General features: G+C 73.1%; 26 protein-coding genes. 21 read left to right on the forward strand and 5 right to left on the reverse strand.

The annotated features are described in order from the left end of the window. Window positions 1-7: 7 nt before the first annotated feature. Window positions 8-979 (reverse strand): NAD-dependent epimerase/dehydratase family protein, encoded by a 972-nt coding sequence (locus tag ACFYE3_RS11045; RefSeq protein ID WP_387609001.1) that lies wholly within the window; start codon window positions 977-979, stop codon window positions 8-10. Window positions 980-1,193: 214 nt separating this feature from the next. On the opposite strand from ACFYE3_RS11045, the gene ACFYE3_RS11050 reads away from it, so the two are divergent. From ACFYE3_RS11050 to murA, 15 genes are all read left to right on the forward strand, one after another. Further along, window positions 1,194-2,111, forward strand: a complete 918-nt coding sequence (locus tag ACFYE3_RS11050; protein WP_387609004.1) for a glycosyltransferase — start codon at window positions 1,194-1,196, stop codon at window positions 2,109-2,111. 4 nt (window positions 2,112-2,115) lie between these two features. Then, window positions 2,116-2,955 carry a glycosyltransferase gene (locus ACFYE3_RS11055; protein ID WP_387609006.1) on the forward strand — a complete coding sequence of 280 codons (840 nt, stop codon included), beginning with the start codon at window positions 2,116-2,118 and terminating at the stop codon, window positions 2,953-2,955. Window positions 2,956-3,023: 68 nt separating this feature from the next. Then, window positions 3,024-4,952, forward strand: a complete 1,929-nt coding sequence (locus ACFYE3_RS11060) for a polysaccharide biosynthesis protein (RefSeq protein ID WP_387609008.1) — start codon at window positions 3,024-3,026, stop codon at window positions 4,950-4,952. Further along, entirely contained in the window at window positions 4,949-6,067 is a 1,119-nt protein-coding gene (locus tag ACFYE3_RS11065) for an MraY family glycosyltransferase (RefSeq protein WP_387609010.1), read from the forward strand. The genes ACFYE3_RS11060 and ACFYE3_RS11065 overlap by 4 nt, the downstream gene beginning before the upstream one ends. After that, entirely contained in the window at window positions 6,064-6,477 is a 414-nt protein-coding gene (locus ACFYE3_RS11070; protein ID WP_387609012.1) for a hypothetical protein, read from the forward strand. The genes ACFYE3_RS11065 and ACFYE3_RS11070 overlap by 4 nt, the downstream gene beginning before the upstream one ends. Further along, complete coding sequence (locus tag ACFYE3_RS11075) at window positions 6,464-6,862, forward strand: AtpZ/AtpI family protein (RefSeq protein ID WP_387609015.1); 399 nt, start codon at window positions 6,464-6,466, stop codon at window positions 6,860-6,862. The genes ACFYE3_RS11070 and ACFYE3_RS11075 overlap by 14 nt, the downstream gene beginning before the upstream one ends. A 33-nt stretch (window positions 6,863-6,895) precedes the next feature. Next, a complete protein-coding gene (gene atpB, locus ACFYE3_RS11080) occupies window positions 6,896-7,690 on the forward strand; it encodes a F0F1 ATP synthase subunit A (RefSeq protein ID WP_368831485.1) in 795 nt (264 codons plus the stop codon). Window positions 7,691-7,804: 114 nt separating this feature from the next. Further along, window positions 7,805-8,008, forward strand: coding sequence for an ATP synthase F0 subunit C (gene atpE, locus ACFYE3_RS11085; RefSeq protein WP_017833261.1), 204 nt, complete (start codon window positions 7,805-7,807; stop codon window positions 8,006-8,008). Between the two features lie 47 nt (window positions 8,009-8,055). After that, window positions 8,056-8,607, forward strand: a complete 552-nt coding sequence (locus ACFYE3_RS11090) for a F0F1 ATP synthase subunit B (protein ID WP_031282934.1) — start codon at window positions 8,056-8,058, stop codon at window positions 8,605-8,607. After that, complete coding sequence (locus ACFYE3_RS11095) at window positions 8,607-9,419, forward strand: F0F1 ATP synthase subunit delta (protein ID WP_387609018.1); 813 nt, start codon at window positions 8,607-8,609, stop codon at window positions 9,417-9,419. Before ACFYE3_RS11090 ends, ACFYE3_RS11095 begins: the two co-directional genes overlap by 1 nt. Before the next feature lie 151 nt (window positions 9,420-9,570). Continuing rightward, the gene (atpA, locus tag ACFYE3_RS11100; RefSeq protein ID WP_387609020.1) at window positions 9,571-11,196 is read left to right on the forward strand and encodes a F0F1 ATP synthase subunit alpha; all 1,626 of its coding nucleotides are present in this window, start codon (window positions 9,571-9,573) and stop codon (window positions 11,194-11,196) included. Window positions 11,197-11,256: 60 nt separating this feature from the next. Then, the gene (locus ACFYE3_RS11105; protein WP_387609022.1) at window positions 11,257-12,168 is read left to right on the forward strand and encodes a F0F1 ATP synthase subunit gamma; all 912 of its coding nucleotides are present in this window, start codon (window positions 11,257-11,259) and stop codon (window positions 12,166-12,168) included. Window positions 12,169-12,223: 55 nt separating this feature from the next. After that, complete coding sequence (atpD, locus tag ACFYE3_RS11110) at window positions 12,224-13,690, forward strand: F0F1 ATP synthase subunit beta (protein ID WP_368831481.1); 1,467 nt, start codon at window positions 12,224-12,226, stop codon at window positions 13,688-13,690. A gap of 2 nt (window positions 13,691-13,692) precedes the next feature. Beyond that, window positions 13,693-13,968: a F0F1 ATP synthase subunit epsilon gene (locus ACFYE3_RS11115; protein WP_387609025.1), complete on the forward strand. Its 276-nt coding sequence runs from the start codon at window positions 13,693-13,695 to the stop codon at window positions 13,966-13,968. Between the two features lie 128 nt (window positions 13,969-14,096). Beyond that, on the forward strand, window positions 14,097-15,374 hold the full coding sequence (murA, locus tag ACFYE3_RS11120) for a UDP-N-acetylglucosamine 1-carboxyvinyltransferase (protein ID WP_387609028.1): 1,278 nt from the start codon (window positions 14,097-14,099) through the stop codon (window positions 15,372-15,374). A 78-nt stretch (window positions 15,375-15,452) separates the two neighbouring features. Here murA and ACFYE3_RS11125 read toward each other — a convergent pair whose 3' ends face one another. Both ACFYE3_RS11125 and nucS read right to left on the reverse strand, forming a co-directional pair. Beyond that, entirely contained in the window at window positions 15,453-15,656 is a 204-nt protein-coding gene (locus tag ACFYE3_RS11125; RefSeq protein WP_017833253.1) for a cold-shock protein, read from the reverse strand. A 310-nt stretch (window positions 15,657-15,966) separates the two neighbouring features. Further along, window positions 15,967-16,662 carry an endonuclease NucS gene (nucS, locus tag ACFYE3_RS11130; protein WP_387609032.1) on the reverse strand — a complete coding sequence of 232 codons (696 nt, stop codon included), beginning with the start codon at window positions 16,660-16,662 and terminating at the stop codon, window positions 15,967-15,969. A 68-nt stretch (window positions 16,663-16,730) separates the two neighbouring features. Here nucS and ACFYE3_RS11135 point away from each other — a divergent pair, with 68 nt between their 5' ends. The 6 genes from ACFYE3_RS11135 (at window position 16,731) to ACFYE3_RS11160 (ending at window position 23,239) form a co-directional block, all read left to right on the forward strand. Then, a complete protein-coding gene (locus tag ACFYE3_RS11135) occupies window positions 16,731-17,072 on the forward strand; it encodes an ATP/GTP-binding protein (RefSeq protein ID WP_368820172.1) in 342 nt (113 codons plus the stop codon). Window positions 17,073-17,287: 215 nt separating this feature from the next. Continuing rightward, a complete protein-coding gene (locus ACFYE3_RS11140) occupies window positions 17,288-18,244 on the forward strand; it encodes a tetratricopeptide repeat protein (protein ID WP_387609035.1) in 957 nt (318 codons plus the stop codon). Between the two features lie 174 nt (window positions 18,245-18,418). Then, the gene (locus ACFYE3_RS11145; RefSeq protein WP_387609038.1) at window positions 18,419-19,279 is read left to right on the forward strand and encodes an ABC transporter ATP-binding protein; all 861 of its coding nucleotides are present in this window, start codon (window positions 18,419-18,421) and stop codon (window positions 19,277-19,279) included. Next, a complete protein-coding gene (locus ACFYE3_RS11150) occupies window positions 19,261-20,916 on the forward strand; it encodes a hypothetical protein (protein ID WP_387609041.1) in 1,656 nt (551 codons plus the stop codon). Before ACFYE3_RS11145 ends, ACFYE3_RS11150 begins: the two co-directional genes overlap by 19 nt. 63 nt (window positions 20,917-20,979) lie before the next feature. Continuing rightward, window positions 20,980-21,315, forward strand: coding sequence for a DUF3039 domain-containing protein (locus ACFYE3_RS11155; protein ID WP_387609044.1), 336 nt, complete (start codon window positions 20,980-20,982; stop codon window positions 21,313-21,315). 121 nt (window positions 21,316-21,436) lie between these two features. After that, window positions 21,437-23,239, forward strand: a complete 1,803-nt coding sequence (locus ACFYE3_RS11160) for a DEAD/DEAH box helicase (protein ID WP_387609047.1) — start codon at window positions 21,437-21,439, stop codon at window positions 23,237-23,239. A gap of 66 nt (window positions 23,240-23,305) precedes the next feature. Here the strand turns inward: ACFYE3_RS11160 and ACFYE3_RS11165 are convergent, their stop codons facing one another. After that, entirely contained in the window at window positions 23,306-23,917 is a 612-nt protein-coding gene (locus ACFYE3_RS11165) for an isochorismatase family protein (RefSeq protein ID WP_368831473.1), read from the reverse strand. A 71-nt stretch (window positions 23,918-23,988) separates the two neighbouring features. Continuing rightward, window positions 23,989-25,338, reverse strand: a complete 1,350-nt coding sequence (locus ACFYE3_RS11170) for a nicotinate phosphoribosyltransferase (RefSeq protein WP_387609089.1) — start codon at window positions 25,336-25,338, stop codon at window positions 23,989-23,991. Between the last annotated feature and the right edge of the window lie 32 nt (window positions 25,339-25,370).

Below are 25,370 nucleotides of genomic sequence, written 5' to 3' on the forward strand. Positions count from 1 at the left end.
CGGGGCCTCAGCCCCGGCCGGCGGCCAGGTGCGCCTGGCGCAGCACCTCGCTGATCCGCGGCTCAGGGACCGCGTCGTGGTCCTCGGCCCAGCCGCGCACCTGGCGCTGGCCGAACCACGTCACCTCGAGCCTTCTGAAGACCCCGTGCCAGCGGTTCCCGGCCAGGGCCGAGACCGCGAACCCGGCGTCGACCACGAGCCGGCACAGCAGCACGGGGAGGTGGCGCGGCTCCCGCCGGCCCGCGTCCCGCAGGATGGAGCCGGTGGTGGCGCCCTCCCACGGCTGCAGCACGACCGGGGGCAGCGCCTCGCGGTGGCGCCCGACCCGGGAGACGAACTCGGCCAGGGCGTGCACGGAGGTCACCGGGGTGGGCGCGCTGCCGTCGCCGGCCACCGAGCTCAGCGGCGAGGACGCGAAGCGGGCCAGCCGTGCCGTGGTGCGCCGGCCGGAGCCCTGCACCGAGGTCGCGCGCAGCACCGTGATCGTGGGGGTCCCGTCCTCGGCCGCCCAGTCGCGGCGCAGCTTCAGGAGCGCGCTCTCGCCGAGGGCCTTGGAGAAGGAGTAGGGGGAGAACGGCCGGACCGTGGGCGTCTCGTCGAGAACGTCGACGTCGCCCTGGACGGCCGCGGAGCTGATGTGCACGATCCGGCGCACGCTCGTGCGGCGCGCCGCGAGGGCCACGAGCACGGGCAGCAGCGCGTTCGCCCCCACGAGGGACTCCTCGTGGGTCTGGTCCGGGGCCGCCAGGCCCGCCGCGTTGACGACCACGTGGGCCCCGGCGAAGGACTCGGCGAGGTAGTCGATGACGGACTCGAGCCGGCCGGCCTGCTGGAGCAGGTGGTGGACCGTGCGCGCCCCGGACGCCAGCCGCGGCGCGGAGACCGGGACCACCGTCTGTCCGTCCGCCTGCAGCCGGGCCACGGTCGCGGAACCCACGAACCCCGTCGCTCCCAGGACTGCCCACGTCGTCGATGTCACGGTGCTTCCTCTCTGCCGGTCGCTGCCGGTCGCCGTCGTCCGGGTCCCGATCCCTGCGCTCATCGTACAGACCGGCCCACCGCCGGGGCGGGGCGACGCGGCCCGCCGGCCCTGCCGCCCGGGCGCCGCTTGCTAGACTCGGGTCGTTCCGGTGCCCACCTTCGGCACCGCACCGCACCGGACCCCGCACCCGTCACCGCACTGGAGGAGCCGCATGCCGTCCGACCCCACGCCCACCCCCACGGTGGCGGTGGCCTGCGTGACCCAGGACCGGCACGAGGACGTCCTCGCGCTCGTCGCCGCGCTGCGCGAGCAGACGGTGCCCGTCGCCTCCCTGTGCCTCGTCGACGCGGGGCGCGAGGCGCTGCCGCGGGACGTGCTGGAGGAGGCGATCGGCGGTCGGTTCGCGCTCGAGCTCGTGCGGTCCCTTGCGAACCTGGGCGGGGCCGGCGGGTTCTCCCTCGCGATCCTGACCGCGCTCGCGACCGGCGCGGACCGGGTGTGGCTCATGGACGACGACGCCCGTCCCGAGGGCCCCGACTGCCTCGAGATCCTGCTGGACGAGGCCGCGCAGCGGGAGCTGTCGGTCGTGTCCCCGCTCGTCGTGGCGCCCCAGGACCACGGCGCGCTGGCCTTCTCCTACCGCCTCGAGGGGCGGATGACCCACGCCCGGGCGGACCTGGAGCCGCTCGGCTTCCTGCCCGGCTACGCCACCTTCTTCAACGGCGCCCTCATGGCCGAGCACGTCTTCTTCACGGTCGGGCTCCCGGACCTCAAGCTCTTCCTGCGCGGCGACGAGGTCGACTTCCTCGTGCGGCTGCGCCGCTCCGGGCTGCCCTTCGGCACCACCACCCGCACCGCCGTGGCACACCCGCCGGGCTGGGACGAGGAGCACGTCGTGGTCCCCGGCCGGCTCAAGGTCGTGGTGCCCGGGACCGCGTTCAAGCGCGAGCACTTCTTCCGCAACCGGGGCTGGACCACGTGGCGGTACAAGCGGGTCGTCCAGCTCGGGGCCGACCTCGTCGGCTACCCCCTCTACTACCTGCGCCGGCGCGACGTGCGCGGTCTCGCGTCCTGGGCGAGCCGCTACGCCGGCGGGATGCGCGGCCGCGGCTTCGGCGGACCGCGGTGACGCCGTGAGCCCGCCCCCCGGCGCCGAGTTCTCCGTGCTCATGCCCGTCTACCGCGCCGACACCGCGGAGCGCGTCCGCCGGGCGGCCGAGTCGGCCACCGTCGAGCAGCAGCGCCGGCCCGCCGAGCTCGTCGTCGTGCGCGACGGCCCCGTCCCCGCGCTGCTGGAGGCCGAGCTGGACCGCCTCGTGCGCGAGCTCCCCGTGCCCGTGGTGCGGGTCGACCTCGAGCGCAACGAGGGACTCACCGCGGCGCTCAACGCCGGCCTCGACCGGTGCCGGCACGACGTGGTGGCCCGCGCCGACGCCGACGACGTCTCCTACCCCCGCCGCTTCGCGGTGCAGCTGCCCGTGATCGAGGACGGGGCCGACCTCGTGGGCTCGTCGATGCACGAGATCGGCGACGACGAGCGGACCCCGCTCGCCCTGCGCCGCTCCCCGGTGGGGGAGCGGGACATCCTGTCCGTCTCGCGGCGCCGCAACCCCGTGAGCCATCCGACGGTGGTGTTCCGGCGCTCGGCCGTGCGGGCTGCCGGCGGCTACGTGCACGTGCCCCTGGCCGAGGACTACTGGCTGTGGGTGCGGATGCTGCGCGCGGGCGCCGACGTCCGCAACGTGGCCGAGCCGCTGGTCGGCTACCGCGTCTCCGCGGGCTCCTACGAGCGGCGCGGCGGGTGGCGCGTGCTCCGCGCGGAGCTCGCCCTCCAGGCCCGGTTGCGCGGGATCGGCCACGTCGGGTTCCTACAATGGGGGCGCAACGTGGTGGTGCGCGGCGGCTACCGGTTCGTCCCCACCCGGCTCCGGGAGCTCGCCTACCGGGCCATGGTCGGCGCGCCCCGCCGCTGACCGACCCGCACCGGACCTCCTCCCGCCCGGCCCCCGGCTCCGGCACCGACCACGAAAGGAACGACGCGATGAGTGGTGAGCCCGAGCGCCCCGCCGGCACGGCGGTGCCCCCCGGGAGCGCCGGCACGGGGTTCCCGCCCCGCGCCGCCCCGCAGGACCGGCCCGTGGCGTGGCTGTGGATCCAGATGCTGCTGGACTCCGTCGCCTGGGTCGTGGCCTTCGTGCTCGCCCTCGTGCTGCGCTACGAGATGGACCTCCAGTTCATCAGCACCCCCGGGCTGCTGCTGGTGTCCCTGGTGGCCGTCGCCGCCCAGCTCGTCGTCGGCTTCTCCTTCGCCCTGTACAAGGGGAGGTACTCCTTCGGCAGCTTCGACGAGGCCAAGCTCCTGGTGGTGGTCACCCTCATCGTCACGGCCGTGGTCCAGGTCCTGCTCCTGGTGGTCGGCACGAGCATCGGCATCCCGCGCTCCACCGCCCTCATCGCGTTCCCCTTCGCGTGCCTGTTCATGGCCGCCTTCCGCTACCTCAAGCGGATGTACCAGGAGGCCTCCGCCCGCCCGGGGGCCTCCGCCCAGCACGTCGTGATCTACGGCGCCGGCTACCTCGGGACCTTCCTCATCCAGCGCATGATGCAGGACCCGCACTCGGAGTTCCTGCCCGTGGCCCTGCTCGACGACGACCCCGCCAAGAAGCACCTGCGGATCTCCTCCGTGCCCGTGCTCGGCACCCTGCACGACATCCGGGACGTCATGGCCCGCACCCGCGCCTCCGTGCTCATCGTGGCGATGTCCAGCCCGGACCCCCGCATCATGCACCGGGTCGCGGACGCCGTGGCCGGCACCGGGATCCGGGTCATGACGATGCCCCCGCTCGGCGAGGTGCTCACCGCCAAGCACCAGGCCTCGGACTTCCGGGACATCAGCATGGAGGACCTCATCGGCCGCCGCCCCGTCGACATCGACGTCGAGGAGATCGCCGGCTACGTCAAGGGCCGCCGCGTCCTGGTCACCGGGGCGGGCGGATCCATCGGCTCCGAGCTGTGCCGCCAGCTCGTCGGGTTCGATCCCGCGGAACTGATCATGGTGGACCGCGACGAGTCCGCCCTGCAGGGCACCCAGATCTCCATCACGGGCCGCGGTCTGCTCGACGGCCGCGACACCGTCCTCGCCGACATCCGCGATCCCGAGTCCGTCGGGGCGATCTTCCGCGACCGCCGGCCCCAGGTGGTCTTCCACGCGGCCGCTCTCAAGCACGTGTCCCTGCTCGAGCAGTACCCGGACGAGGCGTGGAAGACGAACGTCATCGGCACCCTCAACGTGCTGCAGGCCGCGGAGGAGGCGGAGGTCGAGGTCTTCGTCAACATCTCGACGGACAAGGCCGCCAATCCCACCACGGCCCTGGGCCACTCCAAGCGCGTCGCGGAAAAGCTCACCGCCTGGATGGCGGACCGCACCGGGAGCCGGTACGTCTCCGTGCGCTTCGGCAACGTCTTCGGCTCCCGGGGCTCGATGCTCCCCCTGTTCACCGAGCAGATCCGCCAGGGGGGCCCGATCACGGTGACGCACGCGGAGGCCACCCGCTACTTCATGACCATTCCCGAGGCCTGCCAGCTCGTGATCCAGGCGGGGGCGATCGCCCGCGGCGGCGAGGTGCTGATCCTGGACATGGGCGAGCCCGTGCGGATCATGGACATCGCCGAGCGGCTGCGCGTGATGAGCGGACGCGAGGACATCGAGATCGAGATCACCGGGCTGCGCCCGGGGGAGAAGCTGCACGAGGACCTCATCGGCCTCGGCGAGAAGGACGAGCGGCCCTTCCACCCCAAGATCTCGCACGCGCGCGCCGACCGACTCGACCCCGCCCAGCTGGACCGGCACACGTGGAAGGTGCGCGGCGGCATGGTCTACACGGGCACGATCCCCGTGGTGAGACCGTCCACGCAGCCGCCGCCCACGTCGGTCCAGCGTCCGCGCAGCTCCTCGGGACGGGCGTCGTGAGCGCGGCCCCGTTCCCGGCCGTGCTGCTCCCGGCCGGGCTGGACCTCACCGACCCGGGCGCAGCCCCCGACCCCGAGGAGCTGCGCCGGCTCGGGGAGCTCGTGCTCACGGTCGGTGTCCCGGCCCTCGTGCTCAGCCTCCTGCTGCCCCTGGTCGTCAAGCCGCTGCTCGCCAGGTGGGGCGTGCTCGACGTCCCCAACGAGCGCTCCTCCCACCACCGCACCGTGGTGCGGGGCATGGGCCTGGCCGTGGCCGTCGCCGTGCTCCTCGCCTACGGTTCCGCCCTGCTCACCGGCGCGATCGAGGTCGACCGCTCCGTCGCGCTCGTGGTCCTGGCCGTCACCGGGCTGTTCGCAGCCCTCGGCTGGGCCGAGGACTACCGGGGCGTGTCCGTGCGGGTGCGCCTGGCCGCCCAGCTGGGCATCGGCCTGGCCGCCACGGCCGTCCTGGTCACGGTGCTCGGCACCTCCGCGTGGTGGCTGCCCGTGGGGACCCTCGCGATCGCCGCCTACGTGAACATGGCCAACTTCATGGACGGCATCAACGGCATCTCGGGGCTGCACGGACTGGCCGCCGGGCTGCTGTACGCGTGGGCCGGCGCCTCCAACGACCTGCCGTGGATGGTCGCCGCCGGCCTGGCCGTGGCGGGCGGCTTCGCCGGGTTCCTGCCCTGGAACCTCGGCCGCGGCACCGTGTTCCTCGGCGACGTCGGCTCCTACCTGCTCGGCGGGTCGCTGGCCGGCATCGCGGTCGCGGCCTTCCTCTCGGGCGTCTACGTCGAGTACCTCCTGCCCCCGCTCGCGGTCTACGTGGCCGACACCTCCGTGACCCTGCTCCGCCGCGTCCGCGCGGGGGAGGCCTGGTACCGGCCGCACCGCCAGCACGTCTACCAGCGACTGACCGACGTGGGCCTGTCCCACACGGGCTCCGCGCTCGTCGTCACGGCCGCGACCGTCCTCGTGAGCGTCGCCTCGGTCGTGGGCCTGCGCACGGGACCCGCCGCCACGGCCCTGGCCGGCGCGTTCGTGCTCGCGGTGCTCGCGCTCTACCTCGTGCTGCCCGCACTGCTCGGGCGCCGGGCGGCCGCCCGCGCCCGGATGGAGACCCGCCCGTGAGCGCGACCGCGCTCAGCGTCCTGCTCGGCGCGGGGCTCGTCGCCGCGAGCCACTTGGTCACCGTGCTCGTGGCGCGGGCCACCGCGGGCACGGACGGGCCGGTCGCCGCCCCGGTGCTCGCCGCGACGTACGTGCTGAAGGTGCTGCTGCTCGGCTGGGTGCTGCTCACCGTGCCCGCGCCGCCCTGGCTCGCACCGGGCTGGGTCGCGGCCGGCGTGCTGACCGCGCTGGTCGTCTCGCTGGCGCTCGCGGCCCGAGCCGGCGCCCGGGGCACCCGCGCCGCCCTCGGCCCGGTGCCGGCGGCCCGGCGGCGGGCGGAGGCCGAGCGCCCGGGCGGCCCCGGCGCGACCGGCAGCACCGACGACCGGAAGCAGGACGACAGGAGGCAGGACGACCATGAGCACGGATGACCGCGACGACGCGGCCGGCCCCGACGGGACGCCCCTGCCGGGAGCCCCGGACGACGGCCCCGGGGCACGGCGGAACGGGCCCCCGGAGACCCCCGGACTGCGCACCGCGGGGGAGCTCGTGGAGGGCGGAGGACTCTCCGGAGGTCTCACGACACTCCTCTACGTGGTGATCGGGATGGGGTTCTGGAGTTTGGTAGGGTGGGGTGCGGATCGCGTGCTGGGAACCCGGTGGATCGTGGTCCTGGGAGCGTGCATCGGCGCCGCCTCCGGGATCTACGTCGTGTACCTCCACATGCAGGAGGGGCTTCGTCGCAGCCTGACCTCCGATGGGCGAGATCCACACAACCCGCACCAGTCCGGCCCGGACTCGGCGCCCCGACCGTGACCACCGGCCAGAGCACTGCAGAAAGGACCCGCATTGAACGCCGCCCTCATCAGGCTCCCCGCCACCGGAGGATTCACCGCCCCGACCGTCGACGAGATGCACCTGCCGCCGTTCTTCGCGCTGGGCACCTTCGAGTTCGGCAAGCAGACGCTGCTGATCCTCCTGTCGGTCGTCCTGATCGCCGGCTTCTTCATGTGGGCCATCCGCCGCAACGCGCTCGTCCCGTCGAAGTCGCAGTACCTCGCGGAGAGCGGCTACGGTTTCGTGCGCAACCACCTCGGCCGGGACATCATCGGTGAGAAGGAGTTCCGCCCCTACGTCCCGCTGCTGTTCACGTTCTTCTTCTTCATCCTGGTGAACAACCTGTTCGGCTCCATCCCGGTGCTGCAGCTGCCGACCCTCTCCCACGCGGGCTCCGCCTACGTCCTGGCCGGCATCGCCTACGTCACCTGGGTCTTCATGGGCATCAAGCGGCACGGCCTCGGCGGCTTCATGGGCAAGATGACGATGCCGCCGGACGTCCCGAAGCTGCTCTACATCTTCCTCATCCCGATCGAGTTCCTCTCGAACCTGATCATCCGCCCGGTCACGCACGCCCTGCGTGTGTTCGCCACCATGTTCGCCGGTCACCTCGCCCTGATGGTCGCGGCGTCCATGACGGGCTACCTGCTCTCCCAGGCCAGCGCCATCAGCGTCGTCGCCCTGGGCTCGACCGTGCTCGGCGTGTTCATCTACTTCCTGGAGATCCTGATCCAGGTCCTCCAGGCCTACATCTTCACCCTCCTCTTCGCCGTGTACGTACAGGGCGCCCTGCAAGAGGGCCACTGACGCCGGCGGAGCAGCCCCGGCCCCGGCCGGACCCCGCAGTCCATCCTCGAAATGTTCAGAGCCGACACGGCTACGACGCCCGGCCCCCGGGCACCTAGAAAGGAAACACCCCTCATGACTGGTTCGCTCAGCGCTATTGGTTACGGTCTGGCTGCCATCGGCGGTGGCATCGGCGTGGGTCTGATCTTCGCCGCGTACATGCAGTCCGTCGCCCGCCAGCCCGAGTCGCAGCGCGTGCTCCAGCCGATGCTGTTCTTCGGCTTCGCCGTGGTCGAGGCCCTCGCGATTCTGGGCTTCGTGCTCGCGTTCATCGCCTGAGTGCCTGACCAAGTACACGTCCTTCTGAGAGAACAGGAATCGCGCACATGACACTGTTGCTGGCAGCCGAGGAAGGGGCGAACCCCCTCTTCCCCAACGTCTGGGAAATGCTGATCACCGGCATCGGGTTCCTGATCCTGCTCTTCCTCGTCGTCAAGTTCGTCGTGCCGGCGTTCGAGCGGGTCTACCGTGAGCGCACCGAGGCCATCGAAGGGGGGCTGGCGAAGGCCAAGGCCGCCCAGGCCGAGGCCGCCGCCGCCCGCGACGAGTACAACCAGCAGCTCGAGAGCGCGCGCCTGGAAGCTCAGAAGATCCGCGAGGAGGCCCGCCTCGAGGGCGAGAAGATCCTCGCGGACTTCAAGGACCGGGCGAACGCCGAGTCGGCGCGCATCACCGAGAACGCCCACCGCACCATCGAGGCGGAGCGCTCGGCGGCCGTGGTCTCCCTGCGCAACGAGGTGGGCGCCCTGGCCACCACGCTCGCGGCGAAGATCGTGGGCGAGTCCCTCGACGACGACGCCCGGTCCAACCGGGTGGTCGACCGCTTCCTCGCCGACCTCGAGCAGGAGCAGGAACGGAATGCAGGTGCGGCGCGGTAATGGCAGACGCAGCGAACGAATTCACTCAGCAGAACGCTCGTGAGGTCGAGCGCTGGGCCGGCTCCGCCAGCCCCGCGCTCGCCCGTGAGCTGTTCGCCGTGCTCGCCATCCTCGACGAGAACGGCGCCCTGCGCCGCGCGCTGGTCGACCCCTCCTACGAGGGGCCGCGGCGCGAGCAGGTCGTGCGCCAGATCTTCGCCGACAAGGTCTCCCCGGACACGGTGGAGATCGTCGCGACCCTCGCCGGCCGGCGCTGGAGCGACGACCGTGAGTTCACCGACGCCCTCGAGCACGCCGGGGTGACCCTTACCGCGGCGTCCGCCGAGAACCGCGGCGGACTCGAGGGCCTCGAGCAGGTCGTCGACCAGCTGATCGCGTTCAAGGGGGTGCTGGACGGCTCGCACGAGCTGCAGCGCGCCCTCAGCGACCAGCGCGCCGACGTCGAGGCCAAGACCAGGCTGGCCCAGCGGCTGACCCCGGGGGCCTCGGACGAGGCCCTGCTGCTCGTGGAGCAGGCCGTGCTCTCGCCGCGCGGCGCCCTGGTGGGCCGTCTCGTGGAGCGCTTCGCGGAGGAGGTGGCGGCCCGCCGCCAGCGGTGGCTCGCGCACGTGACCACGTCGCGGCCGCTGACCGAGGACCAGCAGCGCCGGCTCCAGCAGCAGCTGAACACGCTGTACGGCAAGGACCTCAAGCTCACCGTGGACGTCGACCCGACGCTGATCGGCGGGCTCAAGGTGCAGGTCGGCGAGGAGGTCATCGACGGTTCCGTCGCGGCCCGGCTCGACGAGCTGCGCCAGCGGATCGGGGCCTGATCCCCGGGGTCGGCACGACGCCGCCGTGGGCGGGCGCCGCTGCCGGCCGAACGGCGGCAGCCGGTGGACGGGCGCAGCGTTCCGCCACAGATTTGGACTCACGGTCACCGCTGACGGCAGTGATCACGAACTAGGAGAGCAGGGACAGGACATGTCCGAAGTCACCATCAATGCCGACGACGTCCGTAGCGCGCTGAGCGAATTCGCCGCGTCCTACGAGCCCGGCACCGCAGAACGAACCGAGGTCGGCCGCGTCAGCAGCGCCTCCGACGGCATCGCGCGGGTCGAAGGCCTGCCCTCGGTCATGGCCAACGAGCTGCTGCGCTTCGAGAACGGCGTGCTCGGCCTCGCGCAGAACCTCGACACCCGCGACATCGGCGTCGTGATCCTCGGCGACTTCCGCGGCATCGAGGAGGGCCAGGAGGTCCAGCGCACCGGGGAGGTCCTCTCCGTGCCGGTGGGCGACGCGTTCCTCGGCCGCGTGGTCGACCCGCTGGGCACGCCCATCGACGACCTCGGCCCGATCGAGGCCGAGGGGCGCCGCGCCCTCGAGACGCAGGCTCCCGGCGTGACCATGCGCAAGTCGGTCCACGAGCCCCTGCAGACCGGCATCAAGGCCATCGACGCGATGATCCCGATCGGCCGCGGCCAGCGCCAGCTCCTCATCGGCGACCGCCAGACCGGCAAGACCGCGATCGCCGTGGACGCCATCCTCAACCAGCGCGCCAACTGGGAGACGGGCGACGTCAACCGGCAGGTGCGCTGCATCTATGTGGCCGTCGGTCAGAAGGCGTCCACCATCGCCGGCGTGCGCCAGACGCTCGAGGACAACGGGGCCCTGGAGTACACGACCATCGTCGCGGCTCCCGCCTCCGAGGCCGCGGGCATCAAGTACCTCGCCCCCTACGCCGGCTCGGCCATCGGCCAGCACTGGATGTACGGCGGCAAGCACGTCCTCATCGTCTTCGACGACCTGTCCAAGCAGGCCGAGGCGTACCGCGCGGTCTCGCTGCTGCTGCGCCGCCCGCCGGGACGCGAGGCCTACCCGGGCGACGTCTTCTACCTGCACTCCCGCCTCCTCGAGCGCTGCGCCAAGCTCTCCGACGAGCTGGGCGCGGGCTCGATGACCGGGCTGCCGATGATCGAGACCAAGGCCAACGACGTCTCGGCGTTCATCCCCACCAACGTCATCTCCATCACCGACGGCCAGATCTTCCTGCAGTCGGACCTGTTCAACGCCAACCAGCGCCCGGCCGTGGACGTGGGCATCTCGGTGTCCCGCGTCGGCGGCGCCGCGCAGGTCAAGGCCATGAAGAAGGTCTCCGGCACGCTGAAGCTCGAGCTGGCGTCCTACCGCTCGATGCAGGCCTTCGCGATGTTCGCCTCCGACCTGGACCCCGCGTCCCGGCAGCAGCTGACCCGCGGCGCCCGGCTGATGGAGCTGCTGAAGCAGAAGCAGTACACCCCGTACCCGGTCGAGGACCAGGTCGTGTCGATCTGGGCCGGCACCAACGGCCACCTCGACGAGGTGGAGGTCGCCGACGTGCTCGACTTCGAGCAGGCGCTGCTGGAGCACGTGCGCCGCACCACCAACGTGATGGACTCGATCGTCGGGACCGGCAAGCTCGAGGACGACGCGGTCGCGGCCCTGGAGACCGCCGTCGCCGAGGTCAAGCGGGACTTCCGGGGCACGAAGCACGGCATCGAGCCGGGCCACGAGGAGCACGAGCCCCTCGACGCGTCCGCGGTCGACCAGGAACGGATCGTCAGGAAGTAACCGGTCGGTCCGGTGCGCCGCCGCGGCGGCGCACCGGGCACGGTGACGAAAGGAAGTCACATGGGAGCGCAGATTCGGGTCTACCGGAACAAGATCGCGTCGACCAAGTCCATGAAGAAGATCTTCAAGGCCATGGAGATGATCGCGACCTCGCGCATCAACAAGTCCCGACAGGGTCTGCAGGCGGCGCGTCCCTACGCGAACGCGCTGACCCGGGCGGTCTCACAGGTCGCCACCCAGCACAACGTCTCCCATGCCCTGACCACGCGGGCCGACGAGGTGCGCCGGTCGGCCGTGGTGATCATGACCTCGGACCGCGGTCTGGCCGGGTCCTACTCGTCCAACGTGCTCAAGGAGGCCGAGGGCCTGCTCGAGCTGCTGCACGGGGAGGGCAAGGAGACCAAGGTGTACCTGATCGGCCGCAAGGCCCAGGCGTACTTCGACTTCCGCAGCCGCCCGTACGAGCAGAACTGGACCGGTGACACGGACAACGCCCGCCCGGACCGCGCGCGCGAGCTGCGCAAGGTGCTGATCGGGGACCTGGAGACCCCGTACGAGGACGGCGGCGTCGACGAGATCCACCTCGTCTACACCTCGTTCCAGTCGATGGTCGTCCAGGAGCCCCGGGTGCTGCGGCTGCTGCCGCTGGAGGTCGTGGACGCCAACGCCCTGACCGACGAGGTGGCCCGGGATTTCGACGAGCTGGAGGAGCCGGACAGCACCTTCGAGTTCGAGCCGAACCCGGAGGAGTTCCTCGACGCGGTCCTGCCGCGCTACATCGACGCCCGCCTGTTCGCGAGCCTGGCCCACGCCGCCACGAGCGAGCTCGCGGCCCGGCAACGGGCCATGAAGGCGGCCGGCGACAACGCGGACGACCTGATCAAGAAGTACACGCGCCTGATGAACAACGCCCGCCAGGCCGAGATCACCACCGAGCTCACCGAGATCGTGAGCGGCGCCGAGGCCCTGTGACGGGCCGTCCCGGCGATCCAGCAACTATCCACCACGAACAAGTGAAGTGAGAGATATGACTGCCACCATCAGCGAACAGGCCGGGCAGCCGGTCTCGGGCGGTGCCACGGGCCGCATCGCCCGGGTCATCGGGCCGGTCGTCGACGTCGAGTTCCCCGAGCACGCCGTCCCCGGGATCTACAACGCCCTGACCTCCGAGTACGAGCTCAACGGCGAGAAGCGGACGATCACGTTCGAGACCGCCCAGCACCTGGGCGACAACATGGTCCGCGCGATCGCCCTGCAGCAGACCGACGGCCTGGTGCGCGGCACCGAGGTCAAGGACTCCGGCGGGCCGATCTCCGTGCCCGTGGGCGACGTGGTCAAGGGCCACATCTTCAACGTGCTCGGTGACGCCCTCGACGTCGAGACCTCCTCCCTGGAGATCACCGAGCGCTGGCCGATCCACCGCAAGGCACCGTCCTTCGCGGAGCTCGAGGGCTCCACGGAGATGATGGAGACCGGCATCAAGTCGATCGACCTGCTGACCCCCTACATCAAGGGCGGCAAGATCGGCCTGTTCGGCGGCGCCGGCGTGGGCAAGACCGTGCTGATCCAGGAGATGATCACGCGTGTGGCCCGCAACTTCGGCGGCACCTCGGTCTTCGCCGGCGTGGGCGAGCGCACCCGCGAGGGCAACGACCTCTGGGTCGAGATGGAGGAGGCGAACGTCCTCAAGGACACCGCCCTCGTGTTCGGCCAGATGGACGAGCCGCCGGGAACGCGCCTGCGCGTGGCCCTGACCGGGCTCACGATGGCGGAGTACTTCCGCGACGTGCAGAACCAGGACGTGCTCCTCTTCGTCGACAACATCTTCCGCTTCACCCAGGCCGGCTCGGAGGTGTCGACCCTGCTGGGCCGCATCCCCTCCGCAGTGGGCTACCAGCCGACGCTGGCGGACGAGATGGGCGTGCTCCAGGAGCGCATCACCTCGACCCGCGGCCACTCGATCACCTCCATGCAGGCGATCTACGTGCCCGCCGACGACTACACCGACCCGGCCCCGGCCACGACGTTCGCCCACCTGGACGCGACCACGGAGCTCTCCCGCGACATCGCCTCCCGCGGTCTGTACCCGGCGATCGACCCGCTGACCTCGACCTCGCGCATCCTCGACCCGCAGATCGTGGGCCAGGAGCACTACGACGTCGCGATCCGCGTCCGGTCGATCCTGCAGGAGAACAAGGAGCTGCAGGACATCATCGCGATCCTCGGCGTCGAGGAGCTCTCCGAGGAGCAGAAGGTCGTCGTCTCCCGCGCCCGCCGCATCGAGCAGTTCCTCTCCCAGAACACCTATACCGCCAAGCAGTTCACGGGTGTCGAGGGCTCCACGGTCCCGCTGGCGGAGACCATCGAGGCGTTCGGCAAGATCACCGAGGGCGAGTTCGACCACGTCCCGGAGCAGGCGTTCTACAACGTCGGCGGCCTGGACGACGTCATGCAGCAGTGGGAGCAGATCAAGAAGCGGACCGGTGGCAAGTAGCCGTGGCTGAGATGATCGTCGAAATCGTCTCCCTCGAGCAGGCCGTGTGGACCGGCACGGCCCGGATGGTGCGGGTCCGCACGTCCGAGGGCGACATCGGTATCCTGCCCGGCCACGAGGCCCTGGCCGGCATCCTCAAGCCGGGCGACTTCGCGGTGGACCCGGTGGACGGCTCCCGGGTCGAGGGCACGATCGACGCCGGCTTCGTGTTCGTCGACAACGACCGGGTGACGATCGTGGCGGACAACGTGGAGCTGCCCGGCGCCGCCGCCGCCTGATCCCGCCCGTCCGCGCGGGGCACCGCCCCGCGCACCCAGTCCAGCCGCGGCCTCCGCACCACCGGTGCGGAGGCCGCGGCCGTACCCGGGGACCCCAGGTTCCCCGGCGAGACCGCCCAGGAGAGTGGATGGAAGAGAAGATCGTCGTGCACGGGCCCACCGCGGTCAACGGCACCCTGCGCGTCTCCGGCGCCAAGAACAGCGTGCTGAAGCTGATGGCGGCGACGCTGCTGGCCGAGGGCGAGTCCACCATCACGAACGTCCCCGAGATCCACGACGTCACGATCATGGCGGAGCTGCTGCGCCGACTCGGCTGCGCCGTGGCCTACGAGCGCGCCGAGAAGACGGTCCGGATCGACGTCCCGCCGGTGCTGCACCACCAGGCGGACTACGACCTGGTGCGGGCGATGCGCGCGTCGATCTCCGTGCTGGGCCCCCTGGTCGCCCGGTGCCGCGTGGCCGAGGTGGCGCTGCCCGGCGGGGACGCCATCGGCTCCCGCGGGCTGGACATGCACCGCGCGGGGCTCGAGGCGATGGGGGCGGTGCTGCAGATCGAGCGCGGCTACCTCGTGGCGTCCGTGCCCCGGAGCCTGCGCGGGACGCACTTCCGGCTGGACTACCCCTCCGTGGGGGCGACGGAGAACCTCATGATGGCCGCGACGCTGGCCGAGGGCACCACCGTGATCGACAACGCCGCGCGGGAGCCGGAGATCGTCGACATCGGGCGGATGCTGCAGGGCATGGGCGCCCGGATCGAGGGCCTGGGCACGAGCACCGTCACGGTCGTCGGGGTGGCGTCCCTGCGCCCGGTCGAGCACCGGACGGTGCCGGACCGCATCGTGGCCGGCACGTGGGCCTTCGCGGCGGCCGTGACCGGGGGGACCGTGCGGATCGAGGGCGCGGAGCCGGGCCACCTGGCGGTCGTGCTCGACAAGCTGCGCGCGGCCGGGTGCCACGTGGACGCGCACGACGGCGCCCTGGTGGTGGCCGGGCCGGAGCGTCCCCGGGCGATCAACGTCTCCACCCTCCCGTACCCGGGGTTCCCCACCGACCTGCAGCCGTTCGTGGTCGCGCTCAACGCGGTGGCCGAGGGCTCCGGCATGGTCACGGAGAACGTCTTCGAGGCCCGATGGGGCTTCACGGCCGAGCTGGAGCGGCTGGGCGCGAGCGTGCGCCTCGACGGCCACCACGCCCTCGTCGCCGGGATGCCCGTGCTCTCCGGGGCTCCCGTGGAGGCGAAGGACATCCGGGCGGGCGCGGCCCTGGTGATCGCGGGGATGGCCGCGGTGGGCACGACCGACGTGCACGGTGTGGAGCACGTGGACCGCGGCTACGAGCACTTCGTCGAGCAGCTCGCGGCGGCCGGGGCCGCCGTCGAGCGGCACCTGGCCGGCACCGCGTACTGAGCTGCCGGTCGGGCACGGAGGAGCCCCGCACCCGGGACGGGTGCGGGGCTCCTGCTCAGCCGGTGCGCGGGAAGCGGATCAGATGAGCGTGACGCCGGTGGCCTGCGGGCCCTTCTGGCCCTGGCCGATCTCGAACTCGACGCGCTGGTTCTCCTCGAGGGTGCGGAAGCCGCCCGACTGGATCTCCGAGTAGTGGACGAAGACGTCCGAGTCGGAGTCGTCGGGGGTGATGAAGCCGAAGCCCTTTTCGGCGTTGAACCACTTGACGGTGCCCTGGGCCATGAAGATCTCTCCTTGCGAGATGGTGCGAAACGTGTGCACAGGTCGTGCACGGAAGGGCGGTACCACGAGATGAGCCGAGGGCCGAGGCCTCCTTTCCCGAGGGAGGAGGACCAGGGCCAGGGTCGAACGTCACGCTCGCTTACCCGTTCTGCGAGCATGCAAAACATGGAACGAAGAACATGTTCAGCTTCACACACTCCCCGGGGGCGGTCAACGTTGTTCGCCTGCTGATCATCGCGTGTTGCGTGCTGTTCGCCGACCGCGTGATCGCTCCTGCGCCCGGCGGGGGACCCGGAAGCCCGTGGTGGGCTCAGAAGAGGCGCGAGTCGCTGTCGTCGTGCCCGCGCATCTCGTCGTAGTCGAGGGTGAGGCACACGATGCCCCGGTCCTCGGCGAGCACCCGGGCCTGGGGCCTGATGAGCTGGGCGGCGTACACCCCGCGCACGGGCGCCAGGAGAGGGTCGCGGTTGAGCAGCTCGAGGTACCGGGTGAGCTGCTCGACGCCGTCGATGTCGCCGCGGCGCTTGAGCTCGACCGCCACGGTGGCGCCGGCGGCGTCGCGGGCCAGGATGTCGACCGGACCGATCGCGGTGGGGTACTCGCGGCGGACGAGGGTGTGCCCCGAGCCCAGGCGGTGGATCTGCTCGGCGAGCAGGCGCTGGAGGTCCGCCTCGACCCCGTCCTTCACCAGCCCGGGGTCGCTGCCCAGCTCGTGGGAGACGTCCTCGTGGATCTCGAACACCTGGATGACCAGGCGGTCGTCGCTCTTGGCGGCCTGCACGGTCCACGTCTGCAGGACCCCCTCGGCCGCGAGCTCAGCCCCGGGCTCGCCGACGTGCAGTCGGGCGGGCGGGCTCATCCAGTTCAGGGGCTTGTAGCTGCCGCCGTCCGAGTGGACGAGCACGGAGCCGTCGGCCTTCACGAGCAGAAGACGCCGGGCGGCGGGCAGGTGGGCGCGCAGACGCCCTTCGTAGTCGACGGAGCAATCGGCAATGACAAGACGCACGCGCTCCAGCCTAGCGCTCCGCGGGAGCGGGACCGGACCCGGTGGCACCCGTGTGAGACGATGGCGCCGTGCCACGCTCCAACCACTCCTCGCGACGCCGCCACGGCGGCCCCGGCGCCGGCCCGCGCGCCAGCAAGTGGCAGCGCGGCGCGGCGCAGGAGCCGTGGTCGGTCGAACGCGTCCTGGAGCCGGCGCCCACGGTGGAGCGCTCGGCGGACGGGGACTGGCTGGTCCGCCACGTCCGGCCCGTCAACGCCGTCAAGACCTACACCTGCCCCGGCTGCGGCCGGTCGATCCCGCCGGGGATCGCGCATCTGGTCGTCTGGCAGCAGGACTCCCTGCTGGGGGCGCGCAGCGCCTTCGAGGACCGCCGCCACTGGCACGAGCGCTGCTGGCGCACCCGCCGCTGAGACCGCTGCCGCCCCTCGCCGCGGCCGCCGTCACGCCGGGAGCGGACACGGGGCCGCGCCGGTGGCCGAGCCGCCCCCGGCGGTCGATAATCGTGGGAGACCCGCCGTTCCGCCGCCGTCGACCCGGACCACCGGCCCAGACCACCGACCCAGCCCCCGACGCCGACGGCCGAGCGGACCGCCGAGCCCGTCGTCGAGCCCTCAGGAGACGCCCCGTGAACGAGTTCCAGCACCAGCAGCCCCGCCGCACCGCCGAGGCCGCTCCGCCGCCCCAGGAGGCCGCGCTCCCGTCGTCGGTGCGGGGCGCGGTGGACCTGGGCGCCGTGCCCGCCCCCGGAGGCCCGCCCGCGGGGGAGGACCGGCCGGGCGGGTACCGCCGGGAGGTCACCGCGGCGGACTTCCAGGAGGTCGCCCAGCTCTCCACCCAGGTACCGGTGGTCTTCGCCCTGTGGGCCCGCTTCAGCGAGCAGTCCGTGGCGTTCACCGACACCCTGGAGCAGGTCGTCGACCGCTACCGGGGGCGGCTCCTGCTGGCCTCCGTGGACGCCGAGGCCGCCCCCGAGATCGCCCAGATGTTCCAGGCGCAGTCGGTGCCCACCGTGGTGGCGCTGCTCGGCGGACGGCCCGTCCCGCTGTTCAACTCCACGGTCCCGCCCGAGCAGGTGGGCCAGCTCCTCGACGAGCTGCTCGCCCTCGCCGAGCAGAACGGGATCTCGGGCACCGTGGAGCCCGCGCGCGCCGACGACGAGCCGGAGCCGCTGCCCCCGCTGCACCAGGAGGCCGTGGACGCCCTCGAGGCGGGGGACGTCGACGCCGCCGAGGCCGCGTACCGGAAGGCGATCGCCGAGAACCCCGGGGACCGGGAGGCGAAGCTCGCCCTCGCCCAGGTGCACCTGCTCCAGCGCGTGCTGCCGCTGGACGCCGCGACGGTCCGCGCGGAGGCCGCCGCCGCCCCCGAGGACGTGGCGGCCCAGCTGGCCGTCGCCGATCTCGACGCCTCGGGCGGCCACGTGGAGGACGCCTTCCGGCGGCTGCTGGACCTGGTGCGGCGCACCGCCGGGGAGGACCGCGACGCCGTCCGGCTGCGCCTGCTCGAGCTCTTCGACGTGGTGGGCGCCGAGGACCCGCGCGTGGTGACCGCCCGCGGCGCCCTGATGCGCGCCCTGTTCTGAGCCCACGCCCCTGAAGGGCCCACCGCCCGACGGGGCCGGCCGCCCGGCGCGCCCGCGGCACCGGCGGCCCGGCCCGGGGTCCACCGCGCGGCGGAGCGCCCGCCCCGGGCGGGCGGGCCCGGCTCCGTCGCGCGCCGGAGGCGTGCCGGGTCCCCGCCTGCCTACGCTGGTGGCATGAGCCACCAGCACATCCCGCAGGCCGTCCCGGAACGGGCCGGCGAACCCGCGCCGGAGGGGTCCGCGCCGCCGCCGCGCGGCGGGCCGCCGGCGCTGAGCGTGCGCGGGCTCGTCCGGGTCTTCGGCCGCCCGGGCACCCCCGAGGCCAAGGTCGCCGTGGACCGCGTGGACCTCGACGTTCCCCGCGGCTCCTTCTTCGGCCTCGTGGGGCGCAACGGCGCCGGCAAGACCACGATGCTGTCCATGGCGACCGGCCTCCTCCGCCCGACGGCGGGCAGTGCCCGAGTGGCCGGTGTCGACGTCTGGGCCGAGCCCCGGCGGGCCAAGCAGCTCATGGGCGTGCTGCCGGACGGGCTGCACCTGTTCGACCGGCTCACCGGACGTCAGCTCGTCACCTACTCCGGTCTGCTGCGCGGCATGGACCGGCAAGTCGTGGCCGAGCGCACCGAGGACCTCCTGCGGGCCATGGACCTGGTGGCCGACGCCGGGACGCAGGTCCAGGACTACTCCGCCGGCATGACCAAGAAGATCGCGCTGGCCGGCGCCCTCATCCACGCCCCGAGCCTGCTGGTCCTGGACGAGCCGTTCGAGTCGGTCGACCCCGTCTCGGCCGCGAACATCCGCGAGATCCTGCACGGCTTCGTCTCCGCCGGCGGGACCGTGGTCGTCTCCAGCCACGTCATGGACCTCGTGCAGCGGATGTGCGACCACGTCGCCGTCATGGACCGGGGCCGGGTGCTGGCCGCCGGCACGGTCGACGAGGTCCGGGCCGGGGCCACGCTCGAGGACCGGTTCGTCGAGCTGGTCGGCGGGCGCCGGGAGACGGGGGAGGGGCTGGCGTGGCTGCGCCCGGAGTGAGCCGGGAGCTCGCCCCGGCCCCGGAGGGCCTCGCCCCCGCCCGGGCGGGCACCGCCGTCCTGGCCGGCCGCCTCGTGGGCCTGAAGGCGAGGATCCTCGTGAACACCCTGACCCGCAGCACCTGGGTGCTCGTGGGGACCGTGCTGGGTGCCGCCTACTTCGTGTTCCTGCTCGGCCTGGCCGTGGTGGCGCTGTTCCTGCTGGGCCGCCAGGACCTGGTCCTGGTGCGCACCGTCCTCGTGCTGGCCGGGACGGCGGCCACGCTGGTCTGGTGGCTGCTGCCCGTCCTCGCGGCGCGCGCCGACGCCACGCTGGACCCGGCGCGCCTCGCCCTCCTGCCCCTCTCCGTGGGCCAGCTCCAGTGGGGCCAGGCGCTCGGCGCGCTCGTCGGCGTGCCGGGTGCGCTCACGGCCGTCGGTCTCCTCGCCACGGTGAGCTCCTGGCGCTCGTCCGCGGCCGCGCTGCTCGCGGCCCTCCTGTGCGTGCCGCTCGCGCTGGCCCTCGTGGTCACCGGCTCCCGCTGCGTCACCGCCCTCGCCGTCGGCCTCGGCCGCCGCCGGCGGCTCACGGAGCTGGTCTCGCTGGCCGCGCTCGTGGCCCTGGTGCTGCTCGGCCCCATCGTCACCGGTCTGCTCAGCGGGCTGGAGCGGCTGTGGGACCGGCTGCCGCAGTACGCCGGCGTGCTCGCGTGGACGCCGGTCGGCGCCGTCTGGGCGGTCCCGGCCGACGTCGCCGCCGGCCGGTGGGGGTCCGCCGCGGTCCGGCTGGTCCTCACGGTCGTGACGGTCCTCGTCCTCGTCCTCGTCTGGCGCGTGGCGCAGGAGCGGGCCCTGACCACCACGGCCGGCGGGCGGACCGCCGCCCCGCGCGAGGGGGCCGCCGGCGCGGGGCTGTTCGACCGCGGGCCCCGGCGTCCCTGGGCGGCCGTGGCGGCCCGGTGCCTGATCTACTGGGTCCGGGACCCCCGCTACGCGGCCGGTCTGCTCGTCATCCCCGCACTCGCCGTGCTGATCTGGTTCTCCCGGGACCCGGGGGGAGGCAGCCTCTTCCTCTACGGCCTGGGCCCGATGATCGCGGCGCTGCTCGCGTACCAGATCTCCGGCGACGTGTCCTACGACAACACCGCCCTGCACCTGCACGTCCTCTCCGGCGTGCGGGGCGTCCACGACCGCGCGGGCCGGGTGCTCGCGCTGGTCGTGATCGCCGTGCCGCTCACGGCGCTCGGGCTCCTGCTGCCGTTCGCGGTCGAGGGCCGGTGGCAGCTGCTGCCCGGGATCGCGGGCACCGCGCTGCTGGCGCTGCTGGGCGGGGCGGGCCTGTCCTCGGTGATGTCCGCCCGGTACACCTACCCCGTGGCCCCGCCGGGCGCGTCGCCGCTGAAGACGCCGCAGGGCTTCACCGTCCTGAACGTCCTGGTGCAGTTCGTGGCGCTGGGGCTGATCCTCGTCCTCGTCCTGCCGGCCGCGGTCCCCCTCCTCGTGCAGGTCTTCACCGGCGATCCCGTGTGGGGATGGGCGGCGCTGGCCGCCGGGGCGGTGCTCGGCCCGCTGCTGTGCTGCGGCGGTGTCGTCCTCGGCGGGCGCTGGTACGACCGGCGGGCCCCCGAGCTGCTCCAGGAGGTCGCCCAGTTCCGCTGAACCGGGCCGGCCGGTCGGCCCTCGGCGCACGCGGGCCGGCAGGGACGGGGTAAAGTGGCGCCCATGCATGTCTCAGCGGCGACCACCGGCACCCCGACGAACGGCCTGGACGACAGCCCCTACAGCACCGACCCGGCGCAGCCGGCCGGGGGCACCTCCACGATCGAGCGCGAGGAGACCAGGGAGCTCCAGGAGCCGGGCGACCACGAGCGCTTCGCGCACTACGTGCGCAAGGAGAAGATCATGGAGTCCGCCCTCTCCGGCGAGCCCGTCATCGCCCTGTGCGGCAAGGTCTGGGTCCCCGGCCGCGACCCGCAGCGGTTCCCGGTGTGCCCCACCTGCAAGGAGATCTACGACGGCCTGCGCCCCCCGAACGACCAGGGCGACGACCAGGGCTGAGCACCGCCCCCCGAGCAAGCGCCCGCCGCCGGCGGGCGCTTTTGCGTGGCCCGCCGCCGCGCCCCCGTCATCCACCGCGGCCACGAGGCCGCGGGACCACGAGCGAAAGGACGTCGCCAGCGTGTCCCAGGACGACCAGCTCTCCTTGTTCGGCGCAGCAGCCGCCGACCTCCCCCCGGCGTATCCCGACCGCGCCGCGTGGGGCACCGCCCCCAAGCTGCGCGCCTGGCAGGCGGAGGCGCTCCAGCGCTACTTCGAGGCCCAGCCCCGGGACTACATGGCGGTCGCGACCCCCGGGGCCGGCAAGACGACCTTCGCGCTGCGCGTCGCCAAGGAGCTCTTCGACCGCGGGACCGTCAACCGGATCACGGTGGTGACGCCCACGGACCACCTCAAGCGGCAGTGGGCGGACGCCGCGGCCCGCGTGGGCCTGGCGATCGACCCGAACTTCAAGAACGCGGACGGCTCCCACGGCCGGGACTACCTGGGCGCGGCCGTGACCTACTCCCAGGTGGCGATGAAGCCGCTCCTGCACCGGGCCCGCACCGAGGCGGGCCGGACCCTGGTGATCATGGACGAGATCCACCACGCCGGGGACTCGCTCACGTGGGGCGACGGGCTGCAGGAGGCCTTCGACCCCGCCGCCCGCCGGCTCGCCCTGACCGGCACCCCCTTCCGCTCGGACACCGCGCCGATCCCGTTCGTGCGCTACCTGGAGGACGGGGACGGCATCCGCCGCTCGAGCGCCGACTACACCTACGGCTACGGCGACGCGCTCAAGGACCACGTGGTCCGGCCCGTGATCTTCCTCGCCTACTCGGGGCAGATGCGCTGGCGCACCAGCGCGGGGGAGGAGATGGCCGCGGAGCTCGGCGAGGGCTTCACGAAGGACATCACGGCCCACGCGTGGCGCACGGCGCTCGACCCGAACGGGCAGTGGATACCGTCGGTGCTCCAGGCCGCGGACCAGCGGCTCACGGAGGTGCGGCGCACCGTGCCGGACGCCGGGGCGATGGTCATCGCGACCGACCACCAGGACGCGAAGGCCTACGCCGCGCAGCTGCGCCGGATCACCGGGGAGAACCCCACCGTGGTGCTCTCCGACGACAAGGGCGCCTCCGACCGGATCGACGAGTTCTCCGCGGGGGACAGCCGGTGGATGGTCGCCGTGCGCATGGTCTCCGAGGGCGTCGACGTCCCCCGGCTCGCCGTGGGCGTCTACGCGACGTCCACCTCCACGCCGCTGTTCTTCGCCCAGGCGGTCGGGCGCTTCGTGCGCGCCCGCAAGCGCGGGGAGACGGCCTCCGTCTTCCTGCCGTCCGTGCCGGCGCTGATGCAGCTCGCCAACGAGATGGAGGCCGAGCGGGACCACGCTCTCGACAAGCCCGCCGCGGAGGAGACCGGCCTGCCCGCGGACCCCCTCGAGGAGGGCTGGGACGACGACCTGCTCGAGGAGGCCAACCGCGAGGAGAAGGCGTCCGCGGCCCTCGCCCAGGGCCGGTTCGAGGCCATCGGCTCGGACGCGTCCTTCCACGGGGTCCTCTTCGACGGCGGCGCCTTCGGCGGCGGCGTGGCGGTGGGCTCGGAGGAGGAGGCGGACTTCCTCGGCATCCCGGGCCTGCTGGAGGCCGACCAGGTCTCGGCGCTGCTGCGGGAGCGGCAGTCCCAGCACGCCCGCCGGCGCCCGGGCGCCGTCCGGGCCCCGGAGCAGCCGGCGGTGCCCGACCACCGGCGGCTCAAGGAGCTGCGCTCGACCCTGTCCAAGAACGTCTCGGCGTGGGCGTCGCGCACGGGCACCCCGCACGGGATGGTGCACAACGAGCTGCGCCGCGTGTGCGGGGGCCCGCCGGTGGCGCAGGCCAACGAGGAGCAGCTCCAGGCGCGGGTCAAGAAGCTGCAGGACTGGTTCATCGGGCGCAAGTGAGCGGCGCCCGGCCGCGACCCGCTCGGCGAGGGGCGGGCCGCTGCCGGGCGCGACGGCGGGCGCCGGTCAGGACCGGACGATCTCGACCCCCGCCGCGGCCATCTCCCGCAGGGCGCGCTCGGTGCTCTCCTCGGCGACGCCCGCGGTGAGCTCCACCAGCACGCGGGTGTCGTAGCCGGCCTCGACGGCGTCCAGGGCGGTCGCCCGCACGCAGTGGTCGGTCGCCAGGCCCACGATGTCCACGGCCTCGATCTCGTGCTCCCGCAGCCAGTCGTCGAGGCTCACGTCCGGCTCGTCGTCGACGTCCTCGTCGTCGCCCATCGGCACGTCCGCGTCCGGGGCGAGGAGCCCCTCGAAGCCGGAGTAGGCGGCGTCGTGCTCGCCCTTGCGGAACCACGCCTGGATCCAGTCCGTGTCCAGGTCCGGGTGGAAGTGGGCCCCGCGGGACTCGGCGACGCAGTGCACGGGCCAGGACCGGACGTAGTCCGGCTCGTCGGAGAAGTGCGCCCCGGGGTCGATGTGCCAGTCCTGGGTGGCCGCGACGGCCGCGTAGTCCCCGTGGTGGTCCTCCAGGTGCTCCGACACGGCGGCGGCCACCGCCGCGCCTCCGGCGACGGCCAGCGAGCCGCCCTCGCAGAAGTCGTTCTGCACGTCGACGACGATCAGTGCGGTCCTCATGGTGTTCCTCCCTCTGTTCGGTGGGTCTCGCTCGGTGCATCCCGTCCGGCGACGTCCGCCCGGACGGCCGCTCAGGCCGGGGCGTGCGGCCCCAGCACGGTCGGGATCACGGGGTCGCCCTCGCTGAGCCGCCGGGCCGAGCGGGGCAGCTCCGCCACGGACGCCGCGTGCCGCTCCCGGGCCCGCCGGACCCCGGCCGGCCCGGTCCAGCCGTCCAGCAGCTCGCCGTCGCGGACGAACTCCTCGAGCAGCGGCCGGTCGTCGCCGTCGTCGTCGGGCAGCCGGCCGATCCCGACCATCTCGTGGGTCGCCGTGCCCTTCTCGTCCCGGCGCCGCAGGGCGTGCTTGCGCCCGCCCACGGACACCTTGCCCTTGGCGGCCTTCGCCACGGGCCGCAGCTCGCCGGAGGAGTCCTCGCGGGCCACCAGCTTGTAGACCATCGACGACGTCGGCGCCCCGGAGCCGGTGACCACGCGGGTGCCGACGCCGAACGCGTCGACGGGCGCGGCGTTCAGGGCCGCGATCGCGTACTCGTCCAGGTCGGAGGTGACGGTGATGCGGGTGCCCGGGTTGCCCAGCTCGTCGAGGAGCTCGCGCACCCAGGCGGCCTGGGTCACGAGGTCGCCCGAGTCCAGGCGCACGCCGCCCAGCTCGGGACCCGCCAGCTCCACGGCCTTCCGGACCGCGCTCTCGACGTCGTAGGTGTCGACGAGCAGGGTGGTGTCCCGGCCCATCGACTGGAGCTGGGCGCGGAAGGCGTCCTCCTCCGAGTCGTGCAGGAGCGTGAAGGAGTGGGCCGCCGTCCCGACGGTCCGGAGCCCGTAGCGGTGCCCGGCCTCGAGGTTCGACGTCGAGTCGAAGCCGCCGATCACCGCCGCCCGCGCGGCCGCGACGGCGGCCTCCTCGTGGGCGCGCCGGGAGCCCATCTCGATGCACGGGCGTCCCGCCGCGGCCCCCACCATGCGGGAGGCGGCCGAGGCCACGGCGCTGTCGTAGTTGAGCACCGACAGGAAGTACGTCTCGAGCACGCACGCCTCGGCGAACGTGGCCTCGACCACGAGCAGCGGGGAGGAGGGGAAGTACGCCTCGCCCTCGGCGTAGCCGGAGATCGACCCGGTGAACCGGAAGCCGGCGAGGTGGTCCAGGGTGGCCCGGTTGACCACGCCGGTGTCCTCGAGGAAGGCCAGCTGCTCGTCGCCGAAGCGGAAGCTGTCGAGCCCTTCGAGCAGACGCCCCGTGCCCGCCACCACGCCGTAGCGGCGGCCCGCCGGCAGCCGCCGGGCGAAGACCTCGAACACGCTGCGCCGCTGCGCGGTGCCGGCGTGCAGGGCGGCCTGCAGCATGGTCAGCTCGTAGTGGTCGGTCATCAGGGACGTGGGCGGCGGGGCCCACCGGTGGCTGCGCTGGTTCACGGGCACCACTCTAGCGACGCCGCCGGTGCGCCCCGCGTCCG

Origin of the sequence: Kocuria arenosa (assembly GCF_042879215.1) — a bacterium.
In the GTDB taxonomy this organism is placed as follows: domain Bacteria; phylum Actinomycetota; class Actinomycetes; order Actinomycetales; family Micrococcaceae; genus Kocuria; species Kocuria arenosa.

What these genes read in the sequence shown, in the direction of transcription:
- ACFYE3_RS11050 (WP_387609004.1), top strand. Translation starts at nt 1,194, where the DNA reads ATGCCGTCCGACCCCACGCCCACCCCCACGGTGGCGGTGGCCTGCGTG.
- ACFYE3_RS11145 (WP_387609038.1), top strand. Translation starts at nt 18,419, where the DNA reads ATGAGCCACCAGCACATCCCGCAGGCCGTCCCGGAACGGGCCGGCGAA.
- ACFYE3_RS11090 (WP_031282934.1), top strand. Translation starts at nt 8,056, where the DNA reads ATGACACTGTTGCTGGCAGCCGAGGAAGGGGCGAACCCCCTCTTCCCC.
- atpA (WP_387609020.1), top strand. Translation starts at nt 9,571, where the DNA reads ATGTCCGAAGTCACCATCAATGCCGACGACGTCCGTAGCGCGCTGAGC.
- ACFYE3_RS11060 (WP_387609008.1), top strand. Translation starts at nt 3,024, where the DNA reads ATGAGTGGTGAGCCCGAGCGCCCCGCCGGCACGGCGGTGCCCCCCGGG.
- ACFYE3_RS11095 (WP_387609018.1), top strand. Translation starts at nt 8,607, where the DNA reads ATGGCAGACGCAGCGAACGAATTCACTCAGCAGAACGCTCGTGAGGTC.
- atpE (WP_017833261.1), top strand. Translation starts at nt 7,805, where the DNA reads ATGACTGGTTCGCTCAGCGCTATTGGTTACGGTCTGGCTGCCATCGGC.
- ACFYE3_RS11125 (WP_017833253.1), bottom strand. Translation starts at nt 15,656, where the DNA reads ATGGCCCAGGGCACCGTCAAGTGGTTCAACGCCGAAAAGGGCTTCGGC.
- ACFYE3_RS11155 (WP_387609044.1), top strand. Translation starts at nt 20,980, where the DNA reads ATGCATGTCTCAGCGGCGACCACCGGCACCCCGACGAACGGCCTGGAC.
- ACFYE3_RS11105 (WP_387609022.1), top strand. Translation starts at nt 11,257, where the DNA reads ATGGGAGCGCAGATTCGGGTCTACCGGAACAAGATCGCGTCGACCAAG.
- ACFYE3_RS11075 (WP_387609015.1), top strand. Translation starts at nt 6,464, where the DNA reads ATGAGCACGGATGACCGCGACGACGCGGCCGGCCCCGACGGGACGCCC.
- ACFYE3_RS11165 (WP_368831473.1), bottom strand. Translation starts at nt 23,917, where the DNA reads ATGAGGACCGCACTGATCGTCGTCGACGTGCAGAACGACTTCTGCGAG.
- murA (WP_387609028.1), top strand. Translation starts at nt 14,097, where the DNA reads ATGGAAGAGAAGATCGTCGTGCACGGGCCCACCGCGGTCAACGGCACC.
- atpD (WP_368831481.1), top strand. Translation starts at nt 12,224, where the DNA reads ATGACTGCCACCATCAGCGAACAGGCCGGGCAGCCGGTCTCGGGCGGT.